Annotated in this window: 22 protein-coding genes, 2 tRNA genes and 1 pseudogene; 12 read left to right on the top strand and 13 right to left on the bottom strand. The window is 69.3% G+C overall.

Features of this window, described 5'->3' with window-relative positions:
- Nucleotides 1–26: 26 nt before the first annotated feature.
- A complete protein-coding gene (locus tag DI276_RS01720; protein WP_157984460.1) occupies nucleotides 27–509 on the bottom strand; it encodes an LppU/SCO3897 family protein in 483 nt (160 codons plus the stop codon).
- 146 nt (nucleotides 510–655) lie between these two features.
- Between DI276_RS01720 and DI276_RS01725 the strand changes: the two genes are divergently transcribed.
- From DI276_RS01725 to DI276_RS01735, 3 genes are read left to right on the top strand one after another with little or no spacing between them, the layout of a single operon-like run.
- The gene (locus tag DI276_RS01725) at nucleotides 656–1,918 is read left to right on the top strand and encodes a cation:proton antiporter (protein WP_112261456.1); all 1,263 of its coding nucleotides are present in this window, start codon (nucleotides 656–658) and stop codon (nucleotides 1,916–1,918) included.
- Nucleotides 1,915–2,514: an RraA family protein gene (locus DI276_RS01730; RefSeq protein ID WP_112261457.1), complete on the top strand. Its 600-nt coding sequence runs from the start codon at nucleotides 1,915–1,917 to the stop codon at nucleotides 2,512–2,514. The genes DI276_RS01725 and DI276_RS01730 overlap by 4 nt, the downstream gene beginning before the upstream one ends.
- Nucleotides 2,515–2,564: 50 nt before the next feature.
- Nucleotides 2,565–2,927, top strand: a complete 363-nt coding sequence (locus DI276_RS01735) for a hypothetical protein (RefSeq protein ID WP_112261458.1) — start codon at nucleotides 2,565–2,567, stop codon at nucleotides 2,925–2,927.
- On the opposite strand, the gene DI276_RS01740 is transcribed toward DI276_RS01735, so the two are convergent.
- From DI276_RS01740 to DI276_RS01760, 5 genes are read right to left on the bottom strand one after another with little or no spacing between them, the layout of a single operon-like run.
- A complete protein-coding gene (locus tag DI276_RS01740) occupies nucleotides 2,924–4,084 on the bottom strand; it encodes an ABC transporter ATP-binding protein (RefSeq protein ID WP_112261459.1) in 1,161 nt (386 codons plus the stop codon). The two genes, DI276_RS01735 and DI276_RS01740, sit on opposite strands and share 4 nt — an antisense overlap.
- Complete coding sequence (locus tag DI276_RS01745; RefSeq protein WP_112261460.1) at nucleotides 4,081–4,986, bottom strand: carbohydrate ABC transporter permease; 906 nt, start codon at nucleotides 4,984–4,986, stop codon at nucleotides 4,081–4,083. Before DI276_RS01745 ends, DI276_RS01740 begins: the two co-directional genes overlap by 4 nt.
- A complete protein-coding gene (locus tag DI276_RS01750; RefSeq protein ID WP_112261461.1) occupies nucleotides 4,983–6,281 on the bottom strand; it encodes an ABC transporter permease in 1,299 nt (432 codons plus the stop codon). The genes DI276_RS01745 and DI276_RS01750 overlap by 4 nt, the downstream gene beginning before the upstream one ends.
- A complete protein-coding gene (locus DI276_RS01755; RefSeq protein WP_232836382.1) occupies nucleotides 6,278–7,564 on the bottom strand; it encodes an ABC transporter substrate-binding protein in 1,287 nt (428 codons plus the stop codon). The genes DI276_RS01750 and DI276_RS01755 overlap by 4 nt, the downstream gene beginning before the upstream one ends.
- A gap of 10 nt (nucleotides 7,565–7,574) precedes the next feature.
- A complete protein-coding gene (locus DI276_RS01760; protein WP_112261462.1) occupies nucleotides 7,575–8,768 on the bottom strand; it encodes an ABC transporter ATP-binding protein in 1,194 nt (397 codons plus the stop codon).
- A gap of 133 nt (nucleotides 8,769–8,901) precedes the next feature.
- Here DI276_RS01760 and DI276_RS01765 point away from each other — a divergent pair, with 133 nt between their 5' ends.
- The 3 genes from DI276_RS01765 (at nucleotide 8,902) to DI276_RS01775 (ending at nucleotide 11,617) form a co-directional block, all read left to right on the top strand.
- Entirely contained in the window at nucleotides 8,902–9,588 is a 687-nt protein-coding gene (locus tag DI276_RS01765; protein ID WP_112261463.1) for a response regulator transcription factor, read from the top strand.
- Nucleotides 9,585–10,799, top strand: coding sequence for a sensor histidine kinase (locus DI276_RS01770; RefSeq protein WP_112261464.1), 1,215 nt, complete (start codon nucleotides 9,585–9,587; stop codon nucleotides 10,797–10,799). Before DI276_RS01765 ends, DI276_RS01770 begins: the two co-directional genes overlap by 4 nt.
- A 71-nt stretch (nucleotides 10,800–10,870) precedes the next feature.
- Nucleotides 10,871–11,617 (top strand): DUF899 family protein, encoded by a 747-nt coding sequence (locus DI276_RS01775; RefSeq protein WP_112261465.1) that lies wholly within the window; start codon nucleotides 10,871–10,873, stop codon nucleotides 11,615–11,617.
- A 2-nt stretch (nucleotides 11,618–11,619) separates the two neighbouring features.
- Here the strand turns inward: DI276_RS01775 and DI276_RS01780 are convergent.
- Nucleotides 11,620–13,275, bottom strand: a pseudogene (locus tag DI276_RS01780) (glycoside hydrolase family 15 protein); the annotation flags it as partial.
- Nucleotides 13,276–13,480: 205 nt separating this feature from the next.
- Here DI276_RS01780 and DI276_RS50700 point away from each other — a divergent pair.
- Nucleotides 13,481–14,944: a sigma-70 family RNA polymerase sigma factor gene (locus DI276_RS50700; protein ID WP_112261467.1), complete on the top strand. Its 1,464-nt coding sequence runs from the start codon at nucleotides 13,481–13,483 to the stop codon at nucleotides 14,942–14,944.
- A gap of 50 nt (nucleotides 14,945–14,994) precedes the next feature.
- Nucleotides 14,995–15,468, top strand: coding sequence for a hypothetical protein (locus DI276_RS01790; RefSeq protein WP_112261468.1), 474 nt, complete (start codon nucleotides 14,995–14,997; stop codon nucleotides 15,466–15,468).
- Here DI276_RS01790 and DI276_RS01795 read toward each other — a convergent pair.
- Nucleotides 15,454–18,171 (bottom strand): AfsR/SARP family transcriptional regulator, encoded by a 2,718-nt coding sequence (locus DI276_RS01795; protein ID WP_198680401.1) that lies wholly within the window; start codon nucleotides 18,169–18,171, stop codon nucleotides 15,454–15,456. The two genes, DI276_RS01790 and DI276_RS01795, sit on opposite strands and share 15 nt — an antisense overlap.
- Before the next feature lie 323 nt (nucleotides 18,172–18,494).
- Here DI276_RS01795 and DI276_RS01800 point away from each other — a divergent pair, with 323 nt between their 5' ends.
- Together DI276_RS01800 and DI276_RS50705 are read left to right on the top strand one after the other, a co-directional pair.
- The gene (locus tag DI276_RS01800) at nucleotides 18,495–19,514 is read left to right on the top strand and encodes a LacI family DNA-binding transcriptional regulator (protein ID WP_112261470.1); all 1,020 of its coding nucleotides are present in this window, start codon (nucleotides 18,495–18,497) and stop codon (nucleotides 19,512–19,514) included.
- Between the two features lie 109 nt (nucleotides 19,515–19,623).
- Nucleotides 19,624–20,520 (top strand): hypothetical protein, encoded by an 897-nt coding sequence (locus DI276_RS50705; RefSeq protein ID WP_198680402.1) that lies wholly within the window; start codon nucleotides 19,624–19,626, stop codon nucleotides 20,518–20,520.
- Here DI276_RS50705 and DI276_RS01810 read toward each other — a convergent pair.
- Nucleotides 20,478–20,906 (bottom strand): DoxX family membrane protein, encoded by a 429-nt coding sequence (locus DI276_RS01810; protein ID WP_112261471.1) that lies wholly within the window; start codon nucleotides 20,904–20,906, stop codon nucleotides 20,478–20,480. The two genes, DI276_RS50705 and DI276_RS01810, sit on opposite strands and share 43 nt — an antisense overlap.
- Nucleotides 20,903–21,298 carry a peptidase inhibitor family I36 protein gene (locus tag DI276_RS01815; protein WP_157984461.1) on the bottom strand — a complete coding sequence of 132 codons (396 nt, stop codon included), beginning with the start codon at nucleotides 21,296–21,298 and terminating at the stop codon, nucleotides 20,903–20,905. Before DI276_RS01815 ends, DI276_RS01810 begins: the two co-directional genes overlap by 4 nt.
- A gap of 86 nt (nucleotides 21,299–21,384) precedes the next feature.
- Between DI276_RS01815 and DI276_RS01820 the strand changes: the two genes are divergently transcribed.
- Complete coding sequence (locus DI276_RS01820; protein WP_112261473.1) at nucleotides 21,385–22,092, top strand: aminoglycoside 3'-phosphotransferase; 708 nt, start codon at nucleotides 21,385–21,387, stop codon at nucleotides 22,090–22,092.
- Here DI276_RS01820 and DI276_RS01825 read toward each other — a convergent pair.
- From DI276_RS01825 to DI276_RS01830, 3 genes are all read right to left on the bottom strand, one after another.
- On the bottom strand, nucleotides 22,089–22,832 hold the full coding sequence (locus DI276_RS01825; protein ID WP_112261474.1) for a DUF1684 domain-containing protein: 744 nt from the start codon (nucleotides 22,830–22,832) through the stop codon (nucleotides 22,089–22,091). The genes DI276_RS01820 and DI276_RS01825 overlap by 4 nt on opposite strands.
- A 192-nt stretch (nucleotides 22,833–23,024) precedes the next feature.
- Nucleotides 23,025–23,101 (bottom strand) — tRNA-His (locus DI276_RS49670).
- 2 nt (nucleotides 23,102–23,103) lie between these two features.
- A tRNA-Gln gene (locus DI276_RS01830) sits at nucleotides 23,104–23,176 on the bottom strand.
- 295 nt (nucleotides 23,177–23,471) lie between these two features.
- Here DI276_RS01830 and DI276_RS01835 point away from each other — a divergent pair.
- Entirely contained in the window at nucleotides 23,472–25,019 is a 1,548-nt protein-coding gene (locus DI276_RS01835) for a glycoside hydrolase family 13 protein (RefSeq protein WP_112261475.1), read from the top strand.
- The last annotated feature ends 140 nt before the right edge of the window (nucleotides 25,020–25,159 follow it).

Consider the following 25,159-nt stretch of genomic DNA (forward strand, 5'->3'; position numbering starts at 1 on the left):
GTGTACGTACAGCGTCACCGACTGGTTTAGGCCGGTGCCTTCTGCACCGGCGACAGGCAGTAGGTGGTGGGCGGTTCGGGGTAGACGATCGAGATCAGGTCGTCGCCGGCGTCCGGGCACTCGGTGTCGCCTCCTGCGGCCTGGATCACCTTCGCGACCTTGACCGTCTCGTCACCGGAACAGGCCGACCGGCCCCAGCTGTCGTCGTTGTCGGCCGGCTGGTAGCAGGCGCCCTCGACGAGGTTGGGCAGCAGGCAGAGCTTGCCGCCGGAGCGCGCCACCTGGATGTACTCGTCGTCACCGCCGGGGCAGCTCGTGCCGGTGTCGGCGAGCACCTTGCCGACCTTGAACCGCGCGTTCTCGGCGGTGCAGCCGGTGGTCGCGAGGTCGGGGTTGCCGGTGAGGCACTCCCCCGCCTTGGCCTGGGGCCCACCGGCGAACTGGATGACGGCGAACGCCGTGGCCGCGACGACCACCACCACCGCACTGAGCAGGACTGGTTTTCTCATGTTCAGGGGTACGGCTGTGACGCACGACGCAGGCGACGGAGAACGTCTTCACGATGGAGACGATGGAAGACTTGATTTTTCCGACGACCCGTGAGACCCGGCCCCTGCTCCAGTCCTCTTAGGACGCATCGGCGAAGATGAGGCACATGAACTCCCTGCTCCTCGCCGCCGCGTTCGCCATGGTCGTCAGGTCGCTCGCGGCGAACCGGCTGGACCGGTTGAACCTCGGCGCGCCGATCCTGATGGTGCTGGCGGGCGTGGCGGTCGGGCTCCTCAACCAGAGCAAGATCGCCGAGGGCCTGAACACCGAGACGGCGCAGCACGCGGCGGAGATCATCCTCGCGGTGCTGCTCTTCGTCGACGCCACCGAGGTGCGCGCGGGCCGGCTGTGGGGCGCCTACCCCGGCCTCGTGAGCCGCGTGCTGCTCGTCGCGATGCCTCTCTCGCTCGCCGCGGCCGCGCTGCTGGGCTGGCTGCTGTTCCCCAGCCTGCCGTGGGCGGTCCTGCTGCTGATCGCATGCATCACCGTGCCGACCGACTTCGCCCCGGCGGAGCAGGTGGTGCGCGACCGGGCGCTGTCGGTGCGGGTGCGCACCACGCTGAACCTGGAGAGCGGGTACAACGACGGCATCGTCTCGCCGCTGTTCCTGTTCGCCCTGATCCTGGCCGGTTCGACGACCGAACAGCGCACGCCGCTCGAGGCGCTGGCGACGGTGCTGCCGTTCGCCGTCAAGGCGCTCGTCGCCGGTGTGGTGATCGGCACCCTGCTCGGCTGGCTGATGGACCGCGCGCACCAGGCGGGCTGGGTGACCGCGCAGTCCGGTCGCGTCGCGGTGCTGCTGGCGCCGTTGCTCACCTACACGGCGACGGTCGCCATCGACGGCAACGGCTTCGTGGCCTCGTTCGTCTGCGGCATCGCGTTCCGCTACGTGCACGGGCTGCTGAAGGCCGCCAGGGTCCGCGCCGGCCGGGCCGACCGCGCCGAGTTCCGCTCCGACGCCCTGAGCTCGGACCTGCACCTGCTGGAGGACGTCACGGGCCTGCTGACGATGACCATGTGGTTCGTCGTCGGCATCGCGGCAGTGCTGATCTTCACCTTCGGCATCACGTGGCAGGACGCGTTGTTCTGCGCCGCGGTCCTCACCGTGATCCGCCTCGTGCCGGTGCTCCTCGCCTTCACCGGGTCGAGGTTGTCCGGCCGGGAGCGCGTGCTCGTCGCGGCGCTGGGGCCGCGCGGCACCACGACGATCGTGTTCGGACTGCTCGCGTTCAACCGCTTGCCGGACGGCCCCGCCGCCGACACGATCCTGACCATCACGGTGGTCTGCGTGCTGGGCAGCGTCCTGCTGCACGGCATCGGAGCGCGGCCGATGGCAGACCTGCTGGCGCCGAGGGGAGACCGCCGATGACCGACCTGCTCACCCGCTTCCGCCGGGTCGACACGACCGCCATCTGCGACGCCGACCGCACCACCAGGGTCCTGGACAGCGCGATCCGCCCCCGGTCCGCCGCAGTGCGCATCTGCGGCCCGGCGTTCACCGTCCGCTGCCGGGAGGACTTCCTGGGCGTGCTGCGAGCGGTGGAGACGGCGTCGCCCGGCAGCGTGATCGTCGTCGACGGCGGAGCGCGCGAGACGGCATTCGGCGGCGAGCTGTTCGCGCGGGCGGGCCTGGCGCGGTCGCTCGGCGGCATCGTCGTCGACGGCGGCTACCGCGACATGTCCTACGTCTCGACCTGCGCGCTTCCGGTCTACAGCCGGTTCGTCACCCCGCGGGCCGGCACCGCGTCGCAGCCCGGTGAGCTGCAGGTGCCCGTGACGTGCGGCGGGGTCGTGGTCAGTCCGGGGGATCTCGTCCTGGCCGACGACGAAGGTCTCGTCGTGGTCGATCCCGCCCGCGTTGACGCCCTGCTCGACGCTGCTCAGGCCATCAAGGACCGGGAGCACGGGGTGATCGAGCTGCTGAACGGCGGGGCGTCGTTGAGCGAGGCGTTGGGCCTGGAGTGATTGCGACGTTCAGTGCCTAACGACGCACCGCTGAGATGCGATGTAGTGGCATGGCAGAGGAGAAGCACGCAGAGCTGGCACGCCGGTTCAACCGCGACATGGACAGAGGCGTCGCTGAACTCGCCGCACTCGGATACGACCCGAAGATCTTCCGCACGATGCTGGCCAACCACGGAGCGGTGGAAGCTGCCCGGCGGCTGATCAAGAACACGAAGCCGTCGTACGGGCTGTGGGAACTGCAGAAGTTGAACAGGCTCGACACCAGTGTGGAGATGTGGGTGCTGCTCCCCTGGTACGAGCCACTCTTCGACCAGCCCACCAGGGACCAGGCGAAGCGAAAGCTCCGGCAGCTCGGGGTCGACGTCGACCGCGAGCTCCGGCAGCTCGTTGCCCGGTTCCAGCCGGAAGGCTAACGACGCCGGCCGCGTGGCCCGATGCGCCGCCCGTTGTCCAGGTCGAAGAAGTGCAGCTGCTCCAGGCACAGGTGCACCCCGACGTGTTCGCCCTGCACCGGCCGCACGTCCGGGTGCACCCGCAACGTGAGTTCGCCGGTCCGCAGCTCGTGCAGCCCGCTCGGCTCGACACCCCACGCACCGACGTCGACCGACACCAACGTCTCGTGCCCGTGGTGCTCGAGGTGCCGCACCTGACCCGTCAGCACAGCACCCGACGCCCCGGGTGCGGCCGGCCGCAGGGCTTCGGTCCGGGCACCGACCGCGATGTCCTCGCCGTCGTAGTGGGCGACGGCACGCGCGCGCATGTCCGGCCACGGCAGGTCGATCACCTGGCCGCCGATGTGCAGGGCCACGTGGCTGTCGACGACGACCTGGACGTACGCCTTGAACAGGCTCATGCGCGGGCTGCCCAGGAACGCCGCCACGTGCATGGTCGCGGGGTGGCGGTAGACGTCGTCCGGCCTACCGAAGTCGTCCAGGACACCGTCGCGCAGGACGGCGATCCGGTCGGCCATCGTCTGGGCCTCGATCTGGTCGTGCGTCACGTACAGCACGGTCAAGCCCAGCGAGCGCGCCAGGCAGGCGATTTCCGCGCGCAGACCGGAACGCAGCACGGCGTCCAGATTGGACAGTGGTTCGTCCATCAGCAGCACGCGAGGGCCCCGCACGATCGCCCGCGCCATCGCCGCGCGTTGCCGCTGACCGCCGGACAACTCAGCGGGCCGGCGACCCAACAGATCCCCGATGCCGAACGCCGAAGCGACCTCGGCGATCCGTTCCGCGCGTTCGTCACGGGGACAACCGCTGACGTCCAGCGGAAACCCGATGTTGTCGGCCACGGAAAGGTGCGGGTACAACGCGAAGTCCTGGAACACCATGGACACGCCGCGCGAACGGGCCGGAATGTCGTCGGCGGGTGCGCCGTCCAGCACGACCTGGCCGCGGGTCGGGCGTTGCAGACCCGCGACCATCCGCAGGATGCTCGACTTGCCGCACCCGGACGGGCCCAGCAGCACCATGAACTCGCCGTCGGCCACGGACAGGCTGACGTCCCGCACCGCGACCGCGCCGCCGGGGTAGACCAGGCTCACGTCCCGCAGCGCGACGGCGGTCATTTCGTCGACCCCGCCAGGACGCCCTGCACGAAGTACTTCTGGAAGACCAGGAACACCGCGAGCGGCACGATCATCGACAGGAACGCGCCGGTCGCGAGCACGTCGATGTTGGTGCCGAACTGGCGCAGCTGGGCCCGCAGCGCCACCGTGATCGGCGCCGAGTCCTGGTCCGCGAAGACCAGGGCCACCAGCAGGTCGTTCCACACCCAGAGGAACTGGAAGATCGTCAGCGAGGCGATGGCCGGTTTGGCGACCGGGAGCACGACCCGCTTGAAGATCACCCACTCGGTGGCGCCGTCCATCCGCGCGGCCTCGATCAGGTCGCGCGGGATGCCGGCGAAGAAGTTGCGCAGCAGGAAGATGGCGAACGGCAGCCCGAACGCGACGTGGAACAGCACGACGCCGGTGATGGTGCCGAACAGGCCGAACGCACCGAACAGCTTCGCCACCGGGATCAGCGCCACCTGGATCGGCATCACCAGCAAGCCCACGACCACGACGGTCAGCGTCTCGCGGCCGGGAAACTCGATCCACGACAAGGCGTACGACGCCAGGGACGCCATGACCACGACCAGAACCGTTGCGGGGACAGCGATGTAGAAGGTGTTGAGGAACGACTGCCACACCGCCTGGTTCGCGACTAGCTCCGCATAGTTGCGCAGGGTCAGCTCGGCGGGCTTGGTGAAGATCGTCCACCAGCCGCTCGCGGTGTTGGCCTGCTCGTCGCGCAACGACGCGATCAGCAGGCCGAACACCGGAACCAGCCAGAACACCGCCACGACGGCCAGGAACAGCTGCATGAAACCGTTGCCCAGCCGTCCGAAGACGCGGGACAGCACACCTCGGCGAGGTGAACCGGACACGGGCACCTCGATGCGGACCTCTTCGGCCACCAGGGTCATGACCGCTCCCGTCGGAATCGGCGGATGTTGAACAGCATCGCCGGGGCGACCAGCAGGAACAGGATCACCGCGAGCGCGCTGCCGGCCCCCTGGTCACCGCCGGTGCCGAAGGAGACCTGCCACATCTGCAACGCCAGCACGTTGGCCTCCTCCTGCGCCGAGCCCGGTGCGATCACGAAGACCAGCTCGAAGATCTTCAGCACGTTGATCACGAGCGTCACGAACACCACCAGCAGCACCGGCGACAGCAGCGGGACGGTGACGCGGCGGAACACCTGCCACTCCGTCGCGCCGTCGACCCGCGCGGCCTCCAGCGCGTCCCGGGGAATCGCCGAGAGACCCGCGGCGATGAACGTGATCGCGAACCCGGTCATGATCCAGATCCAGCACGAGATGATCACCGGGGTGATCAGCGACTCGCCGAGCCAGGTCAGGCCGCGGAACGGCAGCTCGAAGTTCGACAACGGCAGGCGCACCACGACCTCACCCCTCGCCAGGTCGGGGAAGGTGAACCTGCCGTCGTCACCGGTGGTCGTGCGCGCCACGACCTGCCCGTCCCGCACGGCTTCCACCGCGATGCCCGGCAGCCCGCGCTCGATCCCGTCGATCTTGCCCGCGTTGCCGTTGAGCGACACGTCCAGCCACACCACGCCGCGCAGCTCGCCGGCACCGGCCTGCGGTGTGGAGGCCGGCAGCGCCTGCGCGGGCACCTGCTGCGCGTTGACTCCCACGAGCGGCAGCATGATCACGTCACCTGCCTGCGCCGGAGCGTCGGCGGCGAAGCCCGCTTCCGTCTGGGTGTACCCACTGCGCGGCCGGGCGTTGGGGTACTGCGACGACGGGCTGAACACGTCGTGCACGCCGACCATGACCGCGTTGACCACGCCCTGGTTCGGGGCTTCCTCGTAGACGAGCCGGAAGATGATGCCGGAGGCGAACAGCGAGATCGCCATCGGCATGAACAGCACCAGCCGGAACGCGGTCGCCCACCTGATGCGTTCGGTCAGCACGGCGAAGATCAGGCCGAGGCCGGTGACGGCCGCCGGGGCGACCACCACCCAGATCACGTTGTTGCGGAACGCGATGAGCGTGCGCTTGTCGGTGAACGTGTTGACGTAGTTGCTCAGACCGACGAACTCGTCACCCGTGGCGTCGAAGAAGCTGCGGATCAGGGAGAACACCAACGGGTACAGCACGAGCGCCGCGAGCACGACCAGCGCCGGGAGCAGGAACGGGATCGCCTGCCGGGGCGAGCGCCCCGGCGCGGCGTCCACGCTCGAACTGAGCCTTTTCATTTGACGTAAGCCTTCGCCGCGTTGGTCTCCAGCCTCGCCATGATCCCGTCGACGTTCTTGGGGTCGGCGAGGAAGTCCTGCAGGTCCTTCCACTCCCCCGCGCCCTTCGTGCCGCCGAACGCCGCCGGCGCCAGGTCGGACATGTCGAACCGCACGTTGTCGCCGGCGTCGACGATGCGCCGCGCGAGGTCCTGGGTCACCTCGTCCGGGTAGGCCGAGGACTTGATGTCCTTGTTGGGCGAGAGGAATCCGCCCAGACCCGCCCACACCTCACCGGACTCCGGCGAGGCCAGGAACTTCATCAGCTCGGTGGTCGCCTTGTCGTCCTTGAACTGCACGGCCGTGTCGCCGCCCGCGACCACGGCGTCCTTGCTGCCCGCGACCGACGGGAACGGGAAGAACTTCGCGTCTTCGCCGACCTTCGCCTTCGTGTTCTTGGTGATCACGCTCGCCGCGAAGTCCGCGCCGAAGACCATCGCCGCGGTCGGCGACTCACCGAAGACGTTGATCACGGACTTGGGGAACTCGGTCTGCAGCGGACCGCCGGCGACCAGCGTCTGCTCGCCCCACAGCTTCGCCAGTTCCTCCAACGCCTTGCGCACGGTCGGGTCGGTCCACGGGATCTCGTGCTTCGCGAGCTTGTCGTAGTTGTCCGGCCCCGCGGTGCGCAGGTAGACGTTCTCGAACCAGTCGGTCAGCGTCCAGCCGTCCGCACCGCCGACCGACACCGCCGCCAGGCCCGTCTCCGCGACCGACCTGCTGGTCTTCACCAGGTCGTCCCACGTCGCCGGCGGGGTCGCGCCGATCTGCTGGAAGGCCTTCTCGCTGTACCAGAACGCCGACTTGTTCGCCGTCTTGAAGGTGAACCCGTAGAGCTTGCCGTCCACACTGCCGAACTGCTTCCACACCGCCGCGTTGTGCCGGGTGACGGCCTGCTCGACCTCAGCGCTGACCGGCTTGAGCGCACCGGCCTTGGCGAACTGGGCGACGAGACCGGGCTGGGCGACCATGCCGACGTTCGGTGGTGTGCCACCCGAGATTCTCGTCTGCAGCACGGTCGGCAACTCGTCACCGGCGGGCGTGTACTTGACCTCGGCGCCGGTCTTGGCCTTGAACGCCGCCAGCACCTTCTCGAAGCTCTTCTGCTCGTCACCGGTCCACGGTCCGACTACCTCGATCGTCTGGCCCTTCAGGTCCTCGCCGCTGCCCGCCGCGCCTCCGGTGCACGCGCCCGAACCTGCGACCGCGGTGAGTGCGAGCAAGGCGATCCACTGCTTCTTCATTGAAGCTCCTCTACTTCCAGATGGAGGACCCGGTAGCCGGGTCGAAGAAGTGCAGCCGGGACGTGTCCACCCAGGCGGCGACGGGTTGTCCTTCGTAGATGCGGGTGCGCGGGCTGAACCGTCCAACCAGGACGGTTCCCTTGCCGCCGGTGTTCGGCAGGTCGTCCGTGCCGGCGTCCTGTGCGAGCTCACGGGTGTCGTCGGTGACCACGGGCGGGACGTCGACCGGGAAGTGCACGAGAACGTCCGAGCCCATCGCCTCGACCAGATCGGCGACGGAGTGCAGGATCTGGCCTTCGCGGGCGTCCGCGAGAGCCGTGTCCTCCATGTCCTCCGGCCGGATGCCGACCACGACGTCGCGGCCGACGTACTGCCGCAACGCCGGACGTTGCCGCAGCACGGACTCGGGCAGCAGCAGGGCGTCGGAGTTGAGCGAGACCCAGAACCGGCCGTTGTTCTCGTCGAGCCGCGCGGACACGAGGTTCATGCCCGGCGAACCGATGAACCCGGCGACGAACAGGTTCACCGGACGGTCGTAGAGCTCCTGTGGCGGGCCGACCTGTTGCAGCACACCGCGCCGCATCACGGCGACCCGGTCGCCGAGGGTCATCGCCTCGGTCTGGTCGTGCGTCACGTAGACCGTCGTCACGCCGATCTCGCGCTGGATCCTGGCGATCTGCGCCCGCATCTGCACGCGCAGCTTGGCGTCCAGATTGGACAGCGGCTCGTCCATCAGGAACGCCTGGGGCGCCCGCACGATCGCCCGGCCCATCGCGACGCGCTGCCGTTGACCGCCGGAGAGGTTGCGGGGCTTGCGGTCGAGGTGCTCGGTCAGTTCGAGCACCTCGGCGACCTCGCGGACCCGGTGGTCGATCTCCTTCTTCGCCAGCTTGCGCAACGTGAGACCGAACGCGATGTTGTCGTACACGTTCAAGTGCGGGTAGAGCGCGTACGACTGGAACACCATCGCCACGTCGCGGTCACGGGACGGCACGTCGTTGACGACCTGCTCGCCGATGCGGATGGTGCCCTCGGTGATCTGCTCGAGCCCGGCGATCATCCGCAGTGCCGTCGTCTTGCCGCAGCCCGACGGGCCGACGAGCACCAGGAACTCGCCGTCGCGGATCTCGAGGTTCAGGTCGGTGACCGCACGGGTGCCGTCGCCGTACGCCTTGCCCAGACCCGTCAGAACGACTTCTGCCACGTGAACTCCCTGGTTCGGTGTGACTGCAGACCGTAGGGCCGCCCGCCCTAAGGAAGATTTAAGGACGAAACACGATCTGCATAAGCTCACAACATCTCTCCCAATCGGCGGGTTCGCTGCTTACGCTGCGTGTATGTCGAAGGTGCTGGTGGTCGAGGACGACCCGGTGGTCCAGGCGGCGCTCGTGCACGCGCTGACCGACCTCGGGCATGTCGTGCAGGCCGTCGGCACCGCGGTCGCCGCGTTGCGGGAAGCCGGCACGAACGAACTCGACCTGGTGATTCTCGACCTCGGACTGCCGGATCTGGACGGGGTCGCCGCCCTGCGGATGCTGCGCGGGGTGAGCAACGTGCCGGTCATCGTGGCCACCGCGCGGGGTGCCGAGAGCTCGGTCGTGAGCACCTTGAACGCCGGTGCGGACGACTACATCGTGAAACCGTTCTCGTCCGAACACCTGGCGGCGCGGATCAACGCGCTGTTGCGACGAACGGGTGGTTCTTCGGCCGCGGCGTCGGAAGTCGTGGTGCTCGGCGAGCTGTCCGTCGACCTCGCGCAGCGGGTGGCGACGCTGGGTGACACCGCGCTCGCGTTGAGCAGGCGGGAGTTCGACCTGCTGGCCTATCTCGCGCAACGGCCGGGGCGGGTGATCTCGCGGCGGGAGCTGATCCAGGCCGTGTGGGGGCATCCGTACGTCGGTGACGACAAGACGATCGACGTCCATGCCTCGTGGTTGCGGCGCAAGCTGGGCGAAACCGCGGCACATCCGCGTTATCTGCACACGATCCGGGGCGTGGGGTTCAAGCTGGCGGCGCCGGAATGAGATCGGTCATCACCCGCGCGCTGCTCGCCGCCGCGGGTCTGATGACGGTGGTTTTCCTTGCCACCGCTGGGTTTCTCCTGTTCTCACGGGCTGCGGCCGTCGCGGAGTCGGCTGATCAGCGGGACGCGGCCGCCGTTGCCGCGGTGCTGGCGGTTTCGCAGGACGCCGACGACGTTCGCGGGACGATCGCACGCACCGCCGCCGGAGCCGAGGGACGGTTGTCGGTGGTGCTCGTCGACGGAACAAGACTCGGTGCTGGCGGCGGGTCCCCGGTTGCTTCCGTTGGTGGCGCGGTGGTTTCGGTCGTGCCCGCAGCGGTGCCGTTCCCGTTCGCCGCGGTGTTCTCGGTGCTCGGCGTTGCGGCGGTGGCGTTGGGAGTGGCGGTGTGGCTGGGACATCGGCCGTTCACGCCGGTGCTGACCGCGTTGCGCGTGCTGGCTTCGTCGACGGGACGCCGGGTGCGGCTGCGCGGCCCCGAAGAGCTCGAAGCGCTGGCCGAGTCGATCAACGCGGCTTCCGAGCGCACTTCCCAGCTGCTGGCCAAGGAACGCGAGATGATCGCGGACGTCTCACACCGGTTGCGCACGCCGTTGGCAGCACTGCAGCTGGACGCCGACGCGGTGGGATCGGGACCGGTGGCCGACCGGATTCGCAGCGCGGTCAGCACGCTGGGCCACGACGTGGACCGGATCATCCAAGCCCTGCAACCGGTCGAGGGCGAGTCGGCCAGTACGTGCGACGTGGCATCTGTGGTCGAGGCGCGGATGGCGTTCTGGTCCGCGCACGCCGCCGACCAGGGCAGGACGCTCGAGGTCGACGTCAACGAACCGGCCTGGGTGCCGCTGTCCCCCGATGCGCTGGGCGCGGTGGTGGACGCGTTGCTGGAGAACGTCTTCCGGCACACCCCGGCCGCGGCACCGGTCGGGGTGTCGGTGGTGCGGCACGCCGGGTGGGTGACGCTGGTGGTCGAGGACGGCGGCACCGGGGTGGCGGACCCGTCCTCGGCGTTGCACCGCGGCAGCAGCGCCGGCGGGTCGACCGGGCTCGGGCTGGACATCGCCCGTGCCGCCGCGGAGGCCACCGGCGGCACGATCCACCTCGAACGCGGCCGGCTCGGCGGGGCGCGCGTGCGGCTGCGGTTCGGGGAGGCCAACAGCCACCACTCACCCGCCAGCCCACGCGCCTGGAGATTGTGGCGAGGTCATCCCTGACGGGATGTCGAAACGGCGTCATCGGCTTCGACACATGTCTGTAAGCGGTACAGACATGCTTGGAGGACGCCATGACACGCCCGCCCGTCGTCGACTTCGACACCTGGCAGGCAGCCAGCGACGAACTGCTGGTTCGCGAGAAGGCGCACACGCGTGAGGGGGATGCCATCGCCGCAGCTCGGCGGCGGTTGCCGATGGTCGAGATCGACGGCAAGGCCGAAGTCGTCGGGGCGAACGGACCAGTGCCGTTCCTGGACCTGTTCGAGGGCCGCGACGAGCTCGTGATCTACCAGCACATGTGGTGGGACGGGACGCCGCACCAGGGCCAGTGCGAGGGCTGCACCCTCGCGGCGTCGCACCTGCAGAACGCCGCCTACCTGCACGCCCGCGGGGTCTCGTTCGCCATCGTGACCGTCGGCGCGTGGGCCGAGGTGGAGCCGTTCGTCGAGTTCATGGGCTACACCCAGCCCTGGTACTCGGTGCGGGACCTGCCCGCACCGATCGGGGGCGACATGGGCTACTTCTCGTCCTTCCTGCGCGACGGCGAACGGGTCTTCCTCACCTACCGGTCGACCGGGCGCGGCACCGAGCGGTTCGTCGGGTCGTTCGCACTGCTCGACATCACGCCGTACGGCCGCGGCGAGAGGTGGGAGGACAAGCCGGAAGGGTGGCCGGAGGGCCAGGACCCCTGCTGGTACTGGCGCACCGACGTGGACGGCAACGCCACCTGGGGACCGACCGGCAGGCCGGCCGCGCAGTGGAGCAGGCCCGGCGTGACGGCGGAGCAGACGCTCGGCCGCGACGGACACTGCCACTGAGCTCACCTGCCGGCTGACAACAGCCGGGCACACCGGATCAGCCCCAGGTGCGAGTAGGCCTGCGGGTGGTTGCCCAGCGCTCGTTCGGCGACCGGGTCGTACTCCTCGGGCAACAGCCCGGTCGGCCCGGTCAGCCGGACGAAGCTGTCGAACAACTCCTCGGCGTCGGCGTGGCGGCCCACCTTGAGGTAGGCCTCGATCAGCCACGCCGTGCAGAGGTGGAAGCCGCCCTCGTCGCCGGGCAGGCCGTCGTCGCGCAGGTAGCGGTAGACGGTGGGGCCGCTGCGCAGGGTCTCCTCGACCGCGACGACCGTGGCGCGGAACCGGTCGTCGGCCGGGTCGAGCAGCCCGGACAGGCCCACGTGCAGGGAGGCGGCGTCGAGGTCGGTGCCGTCGTAGGCCGTGGTGAACGCGCGGACGTCCGGGTTCCAGCCGCGGTCCAGCACCTCGGCGGCGATGACGTCGCGGAGGGTGAGCCAGTTCCGGTCCAACGGGCGGTCGAACTTCGTGGCCAAGGCGATGGCGCGATCGAGGGTCTGCCAGCACATCACCCGCGAGTAGACGCGGTGGCGCGGCACGTGGCGTTCTTCCCAGATGCCGTGGTCCGGTTCGTGCCAGCGGTGCGTCACGGCTTCGGCCATCGCGGTGACGACATCCCAGTCGCGGTCGTCCAGCCGGGCGCGGGCCAGCGCCAGGTCGTGGACGAGGTCCGCGATCGGGCCGAAGACGTCCAGCTGCACCTGCTGGTCGGCGAGGTTGCCGACGCGCACCGGTCCGGAACCCGCGTAGCCGGGCAGGCAGTCGATCACCTGCTCCGGTCCGAGTGCGGTCCCACGCACCGTGTAGAGCGGGTTCAGGTGTTCCGGTCCCGGGACGGTGGCGAGGACCTCGTGCAGCCAGCCGAGGAAGGCCTCGGCTTCCGCGGTGGATCCCAGCGACACCAGCGCCTGCACCGCCAGCGCGGCGTCCCGCAGCCAGCAGTAGCGGTAGTCCCAGTTGCGGACACCGCCGATCTGCTCGGGCAGCGACGTCGTGGCGGCGGCCAGCACGGCGCCGGTGTCGCGGTGGCACAGGGCGCGCAACGTGAGCGCGGATCTGCGCACCAGCTCTCGTTCGACCGCGGGCAGTTCGAGTGCCGCCGACCACACCGGCCAGTCGGATTCCACTTCGGACGGTGCGCCGAGCTGGAGCTCGAGGACGAACGGCGGGGCGATCACGGCGGTCGCGGTGCCGTCGGCGAGCTGCCAGTCGACGCCCGGCGAACGCAGGAAGATCGATGTGCCGACCAGGTGCAGGCCGTCCGAAATCTTTTCGAGCACCACCGGCGCCCGGCCGAAATCGGGGCGTGGTGCGAACTCCACGACCGCGGGCACCCTGCCTTCGACCGTTCGCACGAGCGATTCCGCCAAATGGTCGGTCACCTGCAGACCCGTCCAGCGGGTCTGGACCGTCATGGTGCCCGGTACGTACCGTTGACCCAAGGGAAGCTGGTGCTTCTGGGGCCGCACGGAGAAATGGCCGGAGCCACCGAGCAGCGCGGCGAACAACGCGGGCGAGTCCGGCGCGGGGTGGCACAGCCAGGTCACGTCGGCATCAGGGGTGACCAGGGCGAGTGCACGGCGGTCGGAGAGCAGGCTGTGCCGTTCGATCGGCACGGCCAGGCGCACCGGCAGGGCGGTGAGGGAGTCCGTCACAGCAGGAAAACTAAGTACGCGACAGGGCCATCCGACCTGAGTTGGTCAAGACTTAGGTCCGTCCTAAACCTCTTTTATTACATCAGTTTCGTATGCGTGGATTGTTCGCGTTGAGTCATCTCGATAGGGTCCGCGTATCAGTCCAGGGCATGACGTAAGGCGGCATTCTTTGATCGGGCAGCGTGGGCGACCGCCGTCGGACGCCGACCTGATAGATGCCGTCCGCGACGGCAAGGTCGAGGCTTACGGCAAGCTCTACGAACGCCACGTGCGTGCCGCCACCATCTTGGCCTTGCAGCTGTCCTCGTCCTCCTCGGACGCGGACGACCTGGTGTCGGACGCGTTCGCCAAAGTGCTCGCCGCACTGCGCGGCGGCGGCGGTCCGGGCGCGGCGTTCCGGCCGTACCTGCTGACGGCGGTGCGGCACGCGGCCTATGACAGAACCCGCAAGGAGAAGCGGCTCGAACTGGCCGGCAACATCGAGGAAGTGCCCGGCGCCGTGCGGGCGACGAGCGTGCCGTTCCGCGACAAGGCCGTCGAGGACCTCGACCAGACGCTGGCGGCCACGGCGTTCGCGTCGCTGCCCGAACGCTGGCAGACCGTCTTGTGGCACACCGCGATCGAGGGTCAGTCGCCCGGCGAGATCGCACCGCTGCTGGGACTCACCGCGAACGGCGTCTCCGCGATGGCGTTCCGTGCTCGCGAGGGTCTGCGCAAGGCGTTCCTGCAGGCGCACGTGGCTCAGGAGCCGGCCGAACGATGCCGTGCGACCGTGACGAAGCTCGGCGCGTGGACGCGGGGCGGGCTCAAGGGACGGGAAGCCGTCCAGCTCGACTCGCACATGGACGACTGCGCCGAATGCCGCAAGCTCGCGAGTGAACTGTCCGACGTGAACGGTGCGTTGCGCGGTCTTGTCGCGCCGATCGTGCTCGGGACGGGCACCGCCGGTTATCTCGCGGCCGCGGCGACCAAGGGCGCGGCGGTGTCCATCAGTGCAACGTCCTGGCTCGGTGTGGCCGCCTCGGCCGCGGTGGTCGTGGTCGTCGCGGGCTCCGGAGTCGTCACGTCGAACAACGAGCCGGGCACCTCGCAGGGCGCCGCGCCGGTGATCACGACGAGCACTCCGTCCGGGACCTCACCGGTCGGGACGTCGAGCTCCTCCACGCCGACCTCCGGCGCTGCGGCCACCGGAACCACCGCCGGCGCCGCGACCCCCGCCACCGATCCTGGCAGGACCACCGGACCAGGACCCACGACCACGGTGCAGGCAGCGCCGGGCGCGGCGAAGCTGTCCGGGAGCGCGCCGAGCACGTTCGCCATGTCCACCCAGGGCCCGCCCGACGAGATGACCATCGGCATCACCAACACCGGCACCGCGCCGACCGAGGTGCCAACGTTGACGTTGAGCCTGCCGGACAAGATCAAGACGGTCGGGCCCGGCAACGTGCCGGAGGGTTCGGTCGGCTGCCCGGCCGGCAAGGACACCGTCACGTGCACCGGCGGCCAGACGCTGGCACCGGGTCAGACGATCACCTTCAAGGCCCGGCTGCAGGCGGGACCCAAGGCGGGCAACGGGACGATCACCGGCACCGCGGGGCCGTTGACGATGACCATCAACGTGACGATCTCCTAGGTATTCCACCTCGGGCAGCGAGATCGCCCTGGGCACCGCACCATGAGCGGGTGGACGAGCTCACGGCGGCACTCACCGAGCTGGAGGCGCCGTTCCGCACGCTCGTCGACGACTCCGAGTGGGCGCACGCGAGCGTGGAAGGGCTCGTGCTCGACATCGGCACGTGGTGGACCGCCGACGCCGGCGCCCGCCTGACGCCGCACGTCACGTTCAGCGTCGCTTTCAGCGAGGCGGGCCGGTCGCAGGGCGCGGTGTACGTGGAGGGCTACCTCTGGACCGACGGCCACCCGGTCGCCGCCGCGTGGTGCGGGCTGCACGACCGGGTCGTCTACGGGCCGCGGGCGCAGGCGTACCTGGGAGTCGCGCTGGCGCCCCACTTCTGTCGCAAGGTCCAGCAGCGCAACGGCACCGCCGCAGTGCTGATGAGCAAGCACCCCAAGCTGTTGCCGTTGCTGCGCGATGGGTTGCCACGCGGTGCCGTGTTGCCGGGCGGAAAGCCCGGGCCGCGCTCAGTCGGTTCCTAACGCCGCGAACCGCTCGTCGGCTTCCCGCTGATGCCGTGCCGCCTCAACCGGATCCGCGACCGCCTTCGCCAAGTGCTTGTGCGCGTTGGCCGCCTCACGCCGGTCATCGATCCGTTCCGCCAGCTCCAACGCCTCGCGCAACGGCGCCAGGGCCTCCGCCGGACGTCCGGCCGCCGTGAGCACCTCGCCCAGGTAGTTCAGCACCACGGTCTCGGTCGTCACGTCACCGATCGCGCGCACCGCCGCCAGCGCCGAGCCCAACGCGTCCAGCGCCTCGTCGTGCCGGCCCATCGCGTGCAGGATCATGCCCAGCGCGCTCTGCGTGTCGGCCTCGTCGCGGCGGCTGCCCAGCTCCCGCATCAACGCGAGCGCCGACGTGCAGGCCTCCAGCGCCTCGTCGTAGCGGCCGAGTGCGCGGTAGATGTTGCTGACGTTGCTCATCGCCTGCGACTCGAGGTGCCGGTCGCCGAGCTGCCGCGCCACCGTGATCGCCTGTTCCAGCAGCTCCGCGGCTTCGGCGTGGCGTTCGATCGAGCGGTAGACGAGTGAAAGGTTGTTCAGCGTGCCCGCCACGGCCTGCAGGTCGCCCAGCTCGCGCAGCATCTCGATGGCGCGCTCGTTGTGGAAGATGGCGTCCTGGTACCGCGCGGTCTGCCAGAACACCATCGCGTAGTTCTTCGTCGTGATCGCGAGCGCCATCGGGTTGTCCTTCGCGGCCTCCAGCGCCAGCTCGTTGATCGTGGCCCAGTCGCGCGTGTGTCCGCGCACCATGCAGAAGAACGTCAACGCGCGCGCGAGCTGCCACGTGTGTGTGCGCCAGTCGCCGTCGAGTGACAACGCGACAGCGGCGACGAGCGTCTGGCGTTCGGTCTCCAACCACTCCACCGCGTGGTCGTAGTCGCGCAGCACGAGCCGCGACTCCGGCCGGTAGGTGATGTCGACCTCGTACTTGCGGGCGGCGGGCGACATCAGCCGGGTCGCCTGGTTCGCCGTGTCCAGGAAGTGGTCGAGCAACCGGGTCAGCGGCGCGCGCGACGAATCCACTTTGGACTGCGCGTACTGCCGGAGCAGGTCGTGCATCCGGTAGCGGCCGACCGTCGTCACTTCCAGCAGGTGCACGTCGACGAGGTCTTCGAGCATCCCGTCGCACTCCAGCAGGTCCAGCTCGCCCAGCGCCGCGGCCTGGTGGACGTCGAAGTCCGTGCCGTGGTGCAGGCCGAGCAGACCGAAGAGTGTTTGATGCCCCGCGGGGAGCTGGCCGAACGACAACGCGAAGACCGCGTCCAGTTCGGATAATCGTCCCTCGCGCAACCGCGTCGCGAGGTGCGCGGTGGTCCACGTCGGCCGGGACCTGAGGCGACCGGCCGCAAGTCGCACCGCGAGAGGCAACCGGCCGCACAGCTCGACGACCTCGCGCGCCGCTTCGTCGGTGCCGCGTTCGTCGCCCACGATCGTGGCGAACAGCTCCAGCGCCTCCGCCTCGGACAGCACGTCCAGTGTGAGCGTCGAGGTGCCCTCCAGCTCGACCAGCCGCGCCCGTGACGTGACCAGCACCAACGACCCCGGCATCCCCGGCAGCAGCGGACGGACCTGGTCGGCGCTCGCCGCGTTGTCCAGCACGACCAGCAACCGGCGCCGGGACAGCTCCAGCCGCCACAGCGCGGCCCGCTCGTCGAGGCTGACCGGGATCTCCTCCAGGCCGAGCGCACGCAGCAGCACGTCCAGCGCGTCCGTCGGTTCCACGGGCGCACGGCCCGCAGTGTGCGCGTGCAGGTCGATGAACAGCTGACCGTCCGGATACTCCAGCCGGTGCGCCAGATGCACGGCCAACGCCGTCTTGCCAACACCCGGCATGCCGTCGATCGCGGAGATCACCACGGCCGACCGCCCGGTCACGGCCCTGGTCAGCCGTTCCATCTCGGCGGCGCGCCCGGTGAAGTCCGCGACGTCGCGCGGCAACGTGTTCAGGGCGGGCCTCGGCTCGTCACCGCGCAACAGCCGTTGGTGCAGCTCCCGCAGTTCCGCACCGGGGTCCGTGCCCAGCTCGTCGGCCAGCAGCACCCGCACGTCCTCGAACGCCTGCAGCGCCTCGGCCTGCCTGCCCGCCCGCTGCAGCGCGTGCATGAGCTGCAGCCAGAGCTGTTCTCTGAGCGGGAACTGCGTGGTCAACCGCCGCAGCTCGGCGATCAGCCGCTCGCCCTGACCGAGCTCGATCGCCAGCCGCGCGTGCTGCTCGGCGACCGTGAGCCGGCGCTCCAGCAACAACGTCAGCTCGGCGACCAGCCGTGGTCCGACGGTGAGGCCGTCCAGCGCCGGGCCGCGCCACAACGCGAGCGCCTGCTCGTACCGGGAGACCGCCGTCCGGTGATCTCCCTGGCGCAGTGCCTCGTCACCGGACGCGCACAGCTGCGCGAAGACGTTGACGTCGACCTCGTCCGCGGGCACCGTCAACCGGTATCCACCTGGGACGGTGACCAGGTCGTCGAGCACGAGCTTGCGCAACGCAGCCACGTAGGTGCGAATGTTCGATTCCGGTGCCGCGGGCGGCGATTCCCACACCGCGGCACTCAAATGTTCAAAGCTGACAGTCTCGTTGGCGTGCAGGGCCAACGCTGCCAGCAGCGCCCGTTGCCGGGGCCCGCCCAGCCGCAGTTCCACGCCCTCACGCCAGATCTGCAGCGGCCCAAGAAGCCGATACCGCACTGACCCTCCTCGGGGGTGCATGGTGCCAGATGTGCGGTCGGCTGTGCGGAATTTGTGCAGACGTTCTTCGACACTTCTGACATGCCGCCACCAGCAGAAATACATCGCCGACTGATCATTTCGGACGTGCCCGTGCGACGCGCGGGAACCCGCCCGCCGCACTGGCGAGGTGAAGCCGCACGCTGATCGCCGACGCAAGACATCGGACCTCACCGCCACTCTTCAGCCATGGAGCCCCTCCGCAGCCTTGACTGGCAACGACACGCGGTCAGACCCACCTCAACTGTGGTCCGATGTTTAGTCGCGGCTCTACGATGACTGTCATGACCGAGACGGCGAAACGGCGCCCTGGGCCGCGCATCGAGGAGGTCGCGCGGGTGGCCGGGGTCTCCAAGTCGACCGTCTCGCGCGTGATCAACGACGAGCAGTACGTCAGCGCGAAGGCCCGCGAGGCCGTCCACGCCGCCATCGCGGAGCTGGGCTACTCCCCCAACCTGGCCGCGCGTGCGCTCGCGGGGAACCGGGCGAACGCGATCGCACTCGTCGTCTCGGAGCCGACCGGCCGGGTGCTGGCGGACCCGTTCTTCGCCGGCGTGCTGCGCGGAGTGCACAGCGAACTCGCCGGCCGGCACATCCAGTTGCTGCTGATGATGAGCCAGCCGGCGGACACCGACGACCTGGTGACGTACCTGAGCAGCGGCCACGTCGACGGCGCGCTGCTGGTGAGCCTGCACGGCGACGACCCGCTGGTGCCGATGCTGGCCGAGATCGGGCTGCCGGTCGTGTCCGGCGGCAGGCCGCTCGGGACGACGTCCGTGCCGTTCGTGGACGCCGACAACTTCACCGGCGGCCTCGAAGCCGCCCGGTACCTGGTCTCGTTGGGGCGCAAGCGGATCGGCACCGTCGCGGGCCCGAAGGACATGGCCGTCGGCGCGGACCGCCTGAGCGGCTTCCGGCGCGGCCTGAGCGAGGCGAAGATCGCCACCGATCTCGTGGCGCACGCGGACTTCACGCCGGAAAGCGGCGCGCAGGCGATGGAAGGGTTGCTGCGCAAGGCTCCCGAGCTCGACGCGGTGTTCGTCGCGGCGGACATCATGGCGCTGGGCGCGTTGCAGGTGCTGCACGCGCACGGCAGGCGCATCCCGGAAGACGTGGCCGTGATCGGGTTCGACGACTCGGTGTTCGCCTCGAGCACGACGCCGCCGCTCACCACGATCAAGCAGGACGTCGAGGAGCTCGGCCGCACGATGACGTGGCGACTGCTCGCCGAACTGGCCGGTGAGGCCGGGCTCCCGCCGTCGTTGCTGCTGCCCACTTCACTGGTGGTACGGGCGAGCGCCTGACCGGCTCACCGCTTCACTCGGTCGGCCCAATCTCCGGACACCCTCGGTAACGCCTGGCGCAACCCTCCGATGGTCAGGCGTACGAACGCCCACCCGAGGGAGCCTAACCGTGATCGAGAACTCGGCCGCCGGACTGGTGATGGTGCCCGGCGAGGTGACCGTGACCGTCACCGGTGAGGAGCACCACCAGGGCGCGCTGGCCCGGTACTCGGTGCCGGACGGCGTGACGCGGCACGTCGCGGTGCACCTGACGTGGTGCATGATCGCGGCCGGCAAGTACCGCGGTCAGCGCGGGATCGAGGTGCGGCTCGACGGGCAGCGCGTCGGTGAGCTGACTTTCCTGATGTCGCAACGGTATGCGCCGGTGCTGATGCACGTGGAGTCCGGCGGTGGGTCGACCGGGTGCGCGGCGCTGGTCCAGCGGGGCACCAACGGGTTGCTGCAGATCGTGCTGCGGATGCCGCGCGAGGTTCCTCGTGGCGCGGTGGTGCCGGTGGCGTCGGTGGCGTCGAGGCACAAGTGGGTGGCGCCGGTCGCGATCTCCGCGGCCAGCCTGTTGGCGTTCTTCTTCGTGATCGGCGTCATCGGCGCGGCGATCGGTGGTCCGTCGAAGACGAGCAACGGGTCAGCACTGACTACAACGGCTGCACCCACCACTACGACCACGACCGTAGCGCCGACCACCACCACAACTACGACCACCACCACGACGACAACGACAACGACAACGACAACCACTCCGCCGGCCGTCGCGCAGCCGAAGCCGCAACCCCAGCCCCAGCCGCAACCTCAGCCCAAGCCTCAGCCGCAACCGGCGCCGGCGCCCGCTCCGGCACCGCAGCCGAAGTGCGACCCGAACTACAGCGGCTGCGTGCCGATCGCGTCCGACGTCGACTGCGCGGGCGGCAGCGGAAACGGGCCCGCCTACGTGGCAGGCCCGATCCGCGTCATCGGCAGTGACATCTACGGGTTGGACAGCGACAAGGACGGCGTCGCCTGCGAGTGACGTGGTCGCAGCATGGGCTTGAACGAGTCGCGGTAGGCCCACGCCAGGTAGATCTCGGCGGCCGCGAGCAGCACGGCCATGATCACGCCGCTCGGTGCCAGCAGCACGTGGAACCCGAAGATCCCCACGATCAGCGGCGCCAGCAGGGCCAACGCCAGCGGCGCGAACCTGTTGGCCAGCAACATGATTCCGGCCAGCAGCTCGACCACCTTGGTGACCGGCATGATGAATCCGCTCTCACCGAGGGCGGTGGCGAACGCCACCGCCTCGGCCGGCATGCCGTCCGTCGACTGCGACCCCAGGCCGAAGAGCCCGGTGAAGCCGGAGAAGGCGAACAGCGCGCCGAAGAGAACGCGAACGGCAACGGTGAGGTACTTGATCGTCATGCGAACAAGCGTCGAACCTCCAGTTTGCTGGAGGTCAACGCGGTTCGCTCACCGCTGAATGAAGACGCTGTTCGCCTTGAACGTGATATCGGGCTGGCCGGTCTTGCCGTCGATCGGGTAGGGCCGGTGCAGTTGGTGCTGGCGAACAGGGACGCGGTCTTGGTGCTGTTGTTGTAGGCAGAGCGAACGCGCTCGCCCCAGCCGTGGTCCGCGAGGTCGACGCATGCGGACGAGCCGAGCGGGATGACGTTGAACTTGGCACCCTCGTAGTTGATCTGGTCCCACGCGCAGAACGCGTCGGTGTAGGTGCAGTCCGGTTCGGCGGCGGCGTGAGCGGCGGGCGTGACGGCGAGACCCGCCAGAGCGCACAGCAAAACGGCGATCTTCTTCATGAATCCTCCCCAGTTTCCCCTCACCTGGCACCACTCCCGCATCGCGCGGCCGGGTCAAGGCTTTGCGGTGTCGAAAACTTGGCAGAATGATCAGTGTGGAGATCCCTGACGAGGTGCTGCGCGCGGTCGGCCCGGACGCCGCGTGGTCGCGCGACCACGACGGATTGTCCGGCGACGTCTGGAAGGCGGGCACCAGCTACGTGAAGCGCGCCGGCGCGGACGAGCGCGATCGGTTGCAGTGGCTGGGCGAGCGCTTCGAGGTGCCGTCGATCGAGGCGTTCGCGGACGGCTGGCTGGTGCTGGCCGACGTCGGCGCACCGTCGCTGGCCTCGGTCGACCCGGTGCGGGCGGCGACCGTCATGGGCACGGTGCTGCGGGCGTTGCACGCGTTGCCGGTCGCGTCATGCCCGTTCGACGCACGGGTGGCCGTCATGCTGGAGAAGGCGCGGCGCAACGTCGAGGCCGGCCTCGTGGATCCGGAGGACTTCGACGACGAGAACCGCGGGATCACGCCTGGTGAACTGTTGGAGCGGCTGGTCGCGACCGCACCGTCGGACGAGGATCTGGTTGTGGCGCACGGGGACTTCTGCCCGCCGAACGTGCTGCTGCGCCCGGACGGCTCGACCGTGCTCATCGACGTGTCGCGGCTGGGCGTGTCCGACCGGCACCGCGACCTCGCGCTGGCGCACCGGGAGCTGGACGAGGAGGCCGCAGCCGCGTTCGACCACGCCTACGGCCTCGTCCCCCGCCCGGACCTGCTCGCGTGGTACCAGCTGCTCGACGAGTTCTTCTAAGCGCGCTCGTACGGCGTCTTCTCCCCCGCCTCGACCGCGAACGGCAGATGGTTGCCCGCAGGCGGCAACGGGCAGGTGGCGAAGTCGGTGAACGCGCACGGCAGGTTCGTCGCACGGTTGAAGTCGAGCACGACCTTGCCGTTCTCTCGCGGTGTCGCCGCGAGAGAACGGTTCGCCGCGTACGTGGTCACGCCGCTGGTGCCGTCCGTGAAGAGGATGCTCAACCCTCCGTTGCGTCCGTTGAAGGCCGTCAGCGTGTGCTCGGCGCCGTCGTGCGTGAACCGCACACGGCCCGGTGCCTCGTAGACGTGGCTAAGGCCCTCGACGACCGCGCCGACGGTCGTGGGGATGGGTGCGTCGAACGGTTCGTACACGCCCTCGAGCACCCACTGCTGCTGCGGCTCGTACGACGGCACGCCGCGGAAGTTCCGCAGCACCTCGGCCTTCGGGTCGTGCACGCGGATCAGATACCCGCCACGGCGCGCGATCTCGATCTCCACGTCGCCGGACTGAACGCGAGCACCGGGGCCGCTCTGGACGAGCTCGAACCGCTGCGGCTCTCCTCCGTTGCGCCAATACGCGGCGTCGTCGTCTTGCCACCACTCGCCCGGTAGGCCGTCGTAGGCGCGTGGGGTGGTCTCCAGCCAGTCGAGCGAGACGAGCGCGAGCCACCCGTACGGGTCGGCCAGGCTCTTCTCCCGCTCCGTCTTCCAGGTCTGCCAGTCGTCCGCGAAGCTCATATCCGTACCAACGGACCGGGGGCGAGCGAGCTTCCCGTTCCACTCCTTGAGACCCACCCGGGAGTCGAACCCGGTGTCAACGCTTTTGCAGAGCGTTCCACGGCCGTCGTGACGTGGGTCGTATCGCGCGTCCTGGGGTCGAACCAGGCACCCCAGGCTCATGAGGCCTGAGTGATCACCGGATCCCGCGCGTGGGGTGACCGACCGGACTCGCACCGGCTTCGACCAGGACCACAACCTGGCGCCTCGACTGCTTCGGCTTCGGTCACAGCTGCCCGTCGAGGACTCGAACCTCGATCTCCGCGTCCAGAGCGCGGCGTCCGTGCCAATTGGACCAACGGGCAACAAAAAAGCCGCCTCGTCGCTACGGCGACGGGACGGCTCCCCGGGACATGAGACTCATGTCGGGGAGCACCAGACCTGCTGATGACACATGTGCTGCAGCACGGCTGGCTCCTTTCTCCGGTTCGTCGCGATCACTCTGACGGATCGTGGGACACCGGTGCAACGCATTATTCGAGTGTTGAAAAAGTTTGCAGGATTACGGCTGGTTCTCAAGTAATCCTCATGTCGACTTGCGGAAAACTTTTGCAACGTCTTTCCTGGACCGCTGACACACCCCATCGGAAGGCTCAGGACATGTCCCAGGACTGGTGGCGCCACGCCGTCATCTACCAGGTCTACGTGCGCAGCTTCGCCGACTCCAACGGCGACGGCATCGGCGACCTGCCCGGCATCCGCTCGCGCCTGCCCTACCTCCGCGACCTGGGCGTCGACGCGGTGTGGATCACGCCGTTCTACGCGTCACCGATGGCCGACGGCGGGTACGACGTGGCGGACTACCGCGCCGTGGACCCGCAGTTCGGCGGGCTCGACGACGTGCGCGCGTTGGTCGACGACGCGCACGAGCTCGGCATCCGGGTGATCGTCGACATCGTGCCGAACCACAGCTCGGACCAGCACGAGTGGTTCCAGGAGGCGCTGGCCGGGCGTGGCCGTGAGCGCTACATCTTCCGCGAGGGCGTGGGCGACCAGCCGCCGAACGACTGGGAGTCGGTGTTCGGCGGGCCTGCGTGGACGCGGGTCGAGGACGGTTCCTGGTACCTGCACCTGTTCGCGCCCGAGCAGCCGGACCTGAACTGGGAGCTGCCGGAGGTGCGCGCGGAGTTCCGCGACGTGCTGCGGTTCTGGCTGGACCTGGGCGTCGACGGCTTCCGGGTGGACGTGGCGCACGGGATGATCAAGGCGCCGGGCCTGCCGGACATCGGGCACGCGGACCAGCTGAAGCTGCTGGGCACGGAGCCGTTGCCGTTCTTCGACCAGGACGGCGTGCACGAGATCCACCGCGAGTGGCGTGCCGTTGTCGACTCTTACCCCGGTGAGCGCGTGCTGGTGGCGGAGGCGTGGACGCCTTCCGCCGAACGCACGGCGCTGTACCTGCGTAACGACGAGATGCATCAGGCGTTCAACTTCCACTACCTCACCGCGGAGTGGAACTTCGAGGCGCTGCGGGCGGTGATCGACTCGTCGATGGCGGCCATGGCTCCCGTTGGCGCACCTACTACGTGGGTGCTGTCGAACCACGACGTGCAACGGCACGTGACTCGGTACGGCGGCGGCGAGACCGGTGTGCGGCGGGCGCGCGCCGCGCTGGCGTTGATGCTGGCGCTGCCGGGCTCGGTGTACCTGTACCAGGGCGAGGAGCTCGGCCTGCCCGAGGTGCTGGACCTGCCGGACGAGGTGCTGCAGGACCCGATGTGGGAACGCTCCGGCCACACCGAACGCGGCCGCGACGGCTGCCGCGTGCCGTTGCCGTGGGCTGTCTCGGGTCCGTCGCTCGGCTTCGGCACCGGCGGTTCGTGGCTGCCGCAGCCGGCGGACTGGGCCAAGCTCAGCGTCGAGGCGCAGTCGGGCGACCAGGACTCGATGTTGTCCTTCTACCGCAACGCTTTGCGCGTGCGCCGCGAACACCCGGCCCTCGGCGCGGGCGACGGCGTGACGTGGATCGACGGCCCCGCAGACGTGCTGTGGTTCCAGCGGGACAACTTCGCATGCGCGGTGAACCTGTCCGGCGAGGTCGTCTCGCTGCCGGATCCGGGCGCGGTGCTGCTGGCGTCCTCCTACTACGGCGTGCGCGACGGCCAGCTGCTCCTCCCGCCGGACACCGCACTGTGGTGGGAGCTCTGACCAGCACTTCCACTTGATCGTCAAAGCTGTCAGACCCCCTGGGTAGGTTCGTCCGCATCGGCGTCGCACCAACGCAGGGGGTCTTTCTGCGTGATCGCCGAAAAATGTCAGACCGGCTGAGTACGGTCGCCGACATCAAC

The sequence above is a fragment of the Lentzea terrae genome (genome assembly GCF_003265345.1).
GTDB lineage: Bacteria > Actinomycetota > Actinomycetes > Mycobacteriales > Pseudonocardiaceae > Lentzea > Lentzea terrae.

Excerpts from the sequence above, each read along its gene's own strand:
- DI276_RS01720 (WP_157984460.1), bottom strand. The coding sequence starts at position 509 with ATGAGAAAACCAGTCCTGCTCAGTGCGGTGGTGGTGGTCGTCGCGGCC.
- DI276_RS01725 (WP_112261456.1), top strand. The coding sequence starts at position 656 with ATGAACTCCCTGCTCCTCGCCGCCGCGTTCGCCATGGTCGTCAGGTCG.
- DI276_RS01730 (WP_112261457.1), top strand. The coding sequence starts at position 1,915 with ATGACCGACCTGCTCACCCGCTTCCGCCGGGTCGACACGACCGCCATC.
- DI276_RS01735 (WP_112261458.1), top strand. The coding sequence starts at position 2,565 with ATGGCAGAGGAGAAGCACGCAGAGCTGGCACGCCGGTTCAACCGCGAC.
- DI276_RS01740 (WP_112261459.1), bottom strand. The coding sequence starts at position 4,084 with ATGACCGCCGTCGCGCTGCGGGACGTGAGCCTGGTCTACCCCGGCGGC.
- DI276_RS01745 (WP_112261460.1), bottom strand. The coding sequence starts at position 4,986 with ATGACCCTGGTGGCCGAAGAGGTCCGCATCGAGGTGCCCGTGTCCGGT.
- DI276_RS01750 (WP_112261461.1), bottom strand. The coding sequence starts at position 6,281 with ATGAAAAGGCTCAGTTCGAGCGTGGACGCCGCGCCGGGGCGCTCGCCC.
- DI276_RS01755 (WP_232836382.1), bottom strand. The coding sequence starts at position 7,564 with ATGAAGAAGCAGTGGATCGCCTTGCTCGCACTCACCGCGGTCGCAGGT.
- DI276_RS01765 (WP_112261463.1), top strand. The coding sequence starts at position 8,902 with ATGTCGAAGGTGCTGGTGGTCGAGGACGACCCGGTGGTCCAGGCGGCG.
- DI276_RS01770 (WP_112261464.1), top strand. The coding sequence starts at position 9,585 with ATGAGATCGGTCATCACCCGCGCGCTGCTCGCCGCCGCGGGTCTGATG.
- DI276_RS01775 (WP_112261465.1), top strand. The coding sequence starts at position 10,871 with ATGACACGCCCGCCCGTCGTCGACTTCGACACCTGGCAGGCAGCCAGC.
- DI276_RS01800 (WP_112261470.1), top strand. The coding sequence starts at position 18,495 with ATGACCGAGACGGCGAAACGGCGCCCTGGGCCGCGCATCGAGGAGGTC.
- DI276_RS01810 (WP_112261471.1), bottom strand. The coding sequence starts at position 20,906 with ATGACGATCAAGTACCTCACCGTTGCCGTTCGCGTTCTCTTCGGCGCG.
- DI276_RS01815 (WP_157984461.1), bottom strand. The coding sequence starts at position 21,298 with ATGAAGAAGATCGCCGTTTTGCTGTGCGCTCTGGCGGGTCTCGCCGTC.
- DI276_RS01820 (WP_112261473.1), top strand. The coding sequence starts at position 21,385 with ATGATCAGTGTGGAGATCCCTGACGAGGTGCTGCGCGCGGTCGGCCCG.
- DI276_RS01825 (WP_112261474.1), bottom strand. The coding sequence starts at position 22,832 with ATGAGCTTCGCGGACGACTGGCAGACCTGGAAGACGGAGCGGGAGAAG.
- DI276_RS01835 (WP_112261475.1), top strand. The coding sequence starts at position 23,472 with ATGTCCCAGGACTGGTGGCGCCACGCCGTCATCTACCAGGTCTACGTG.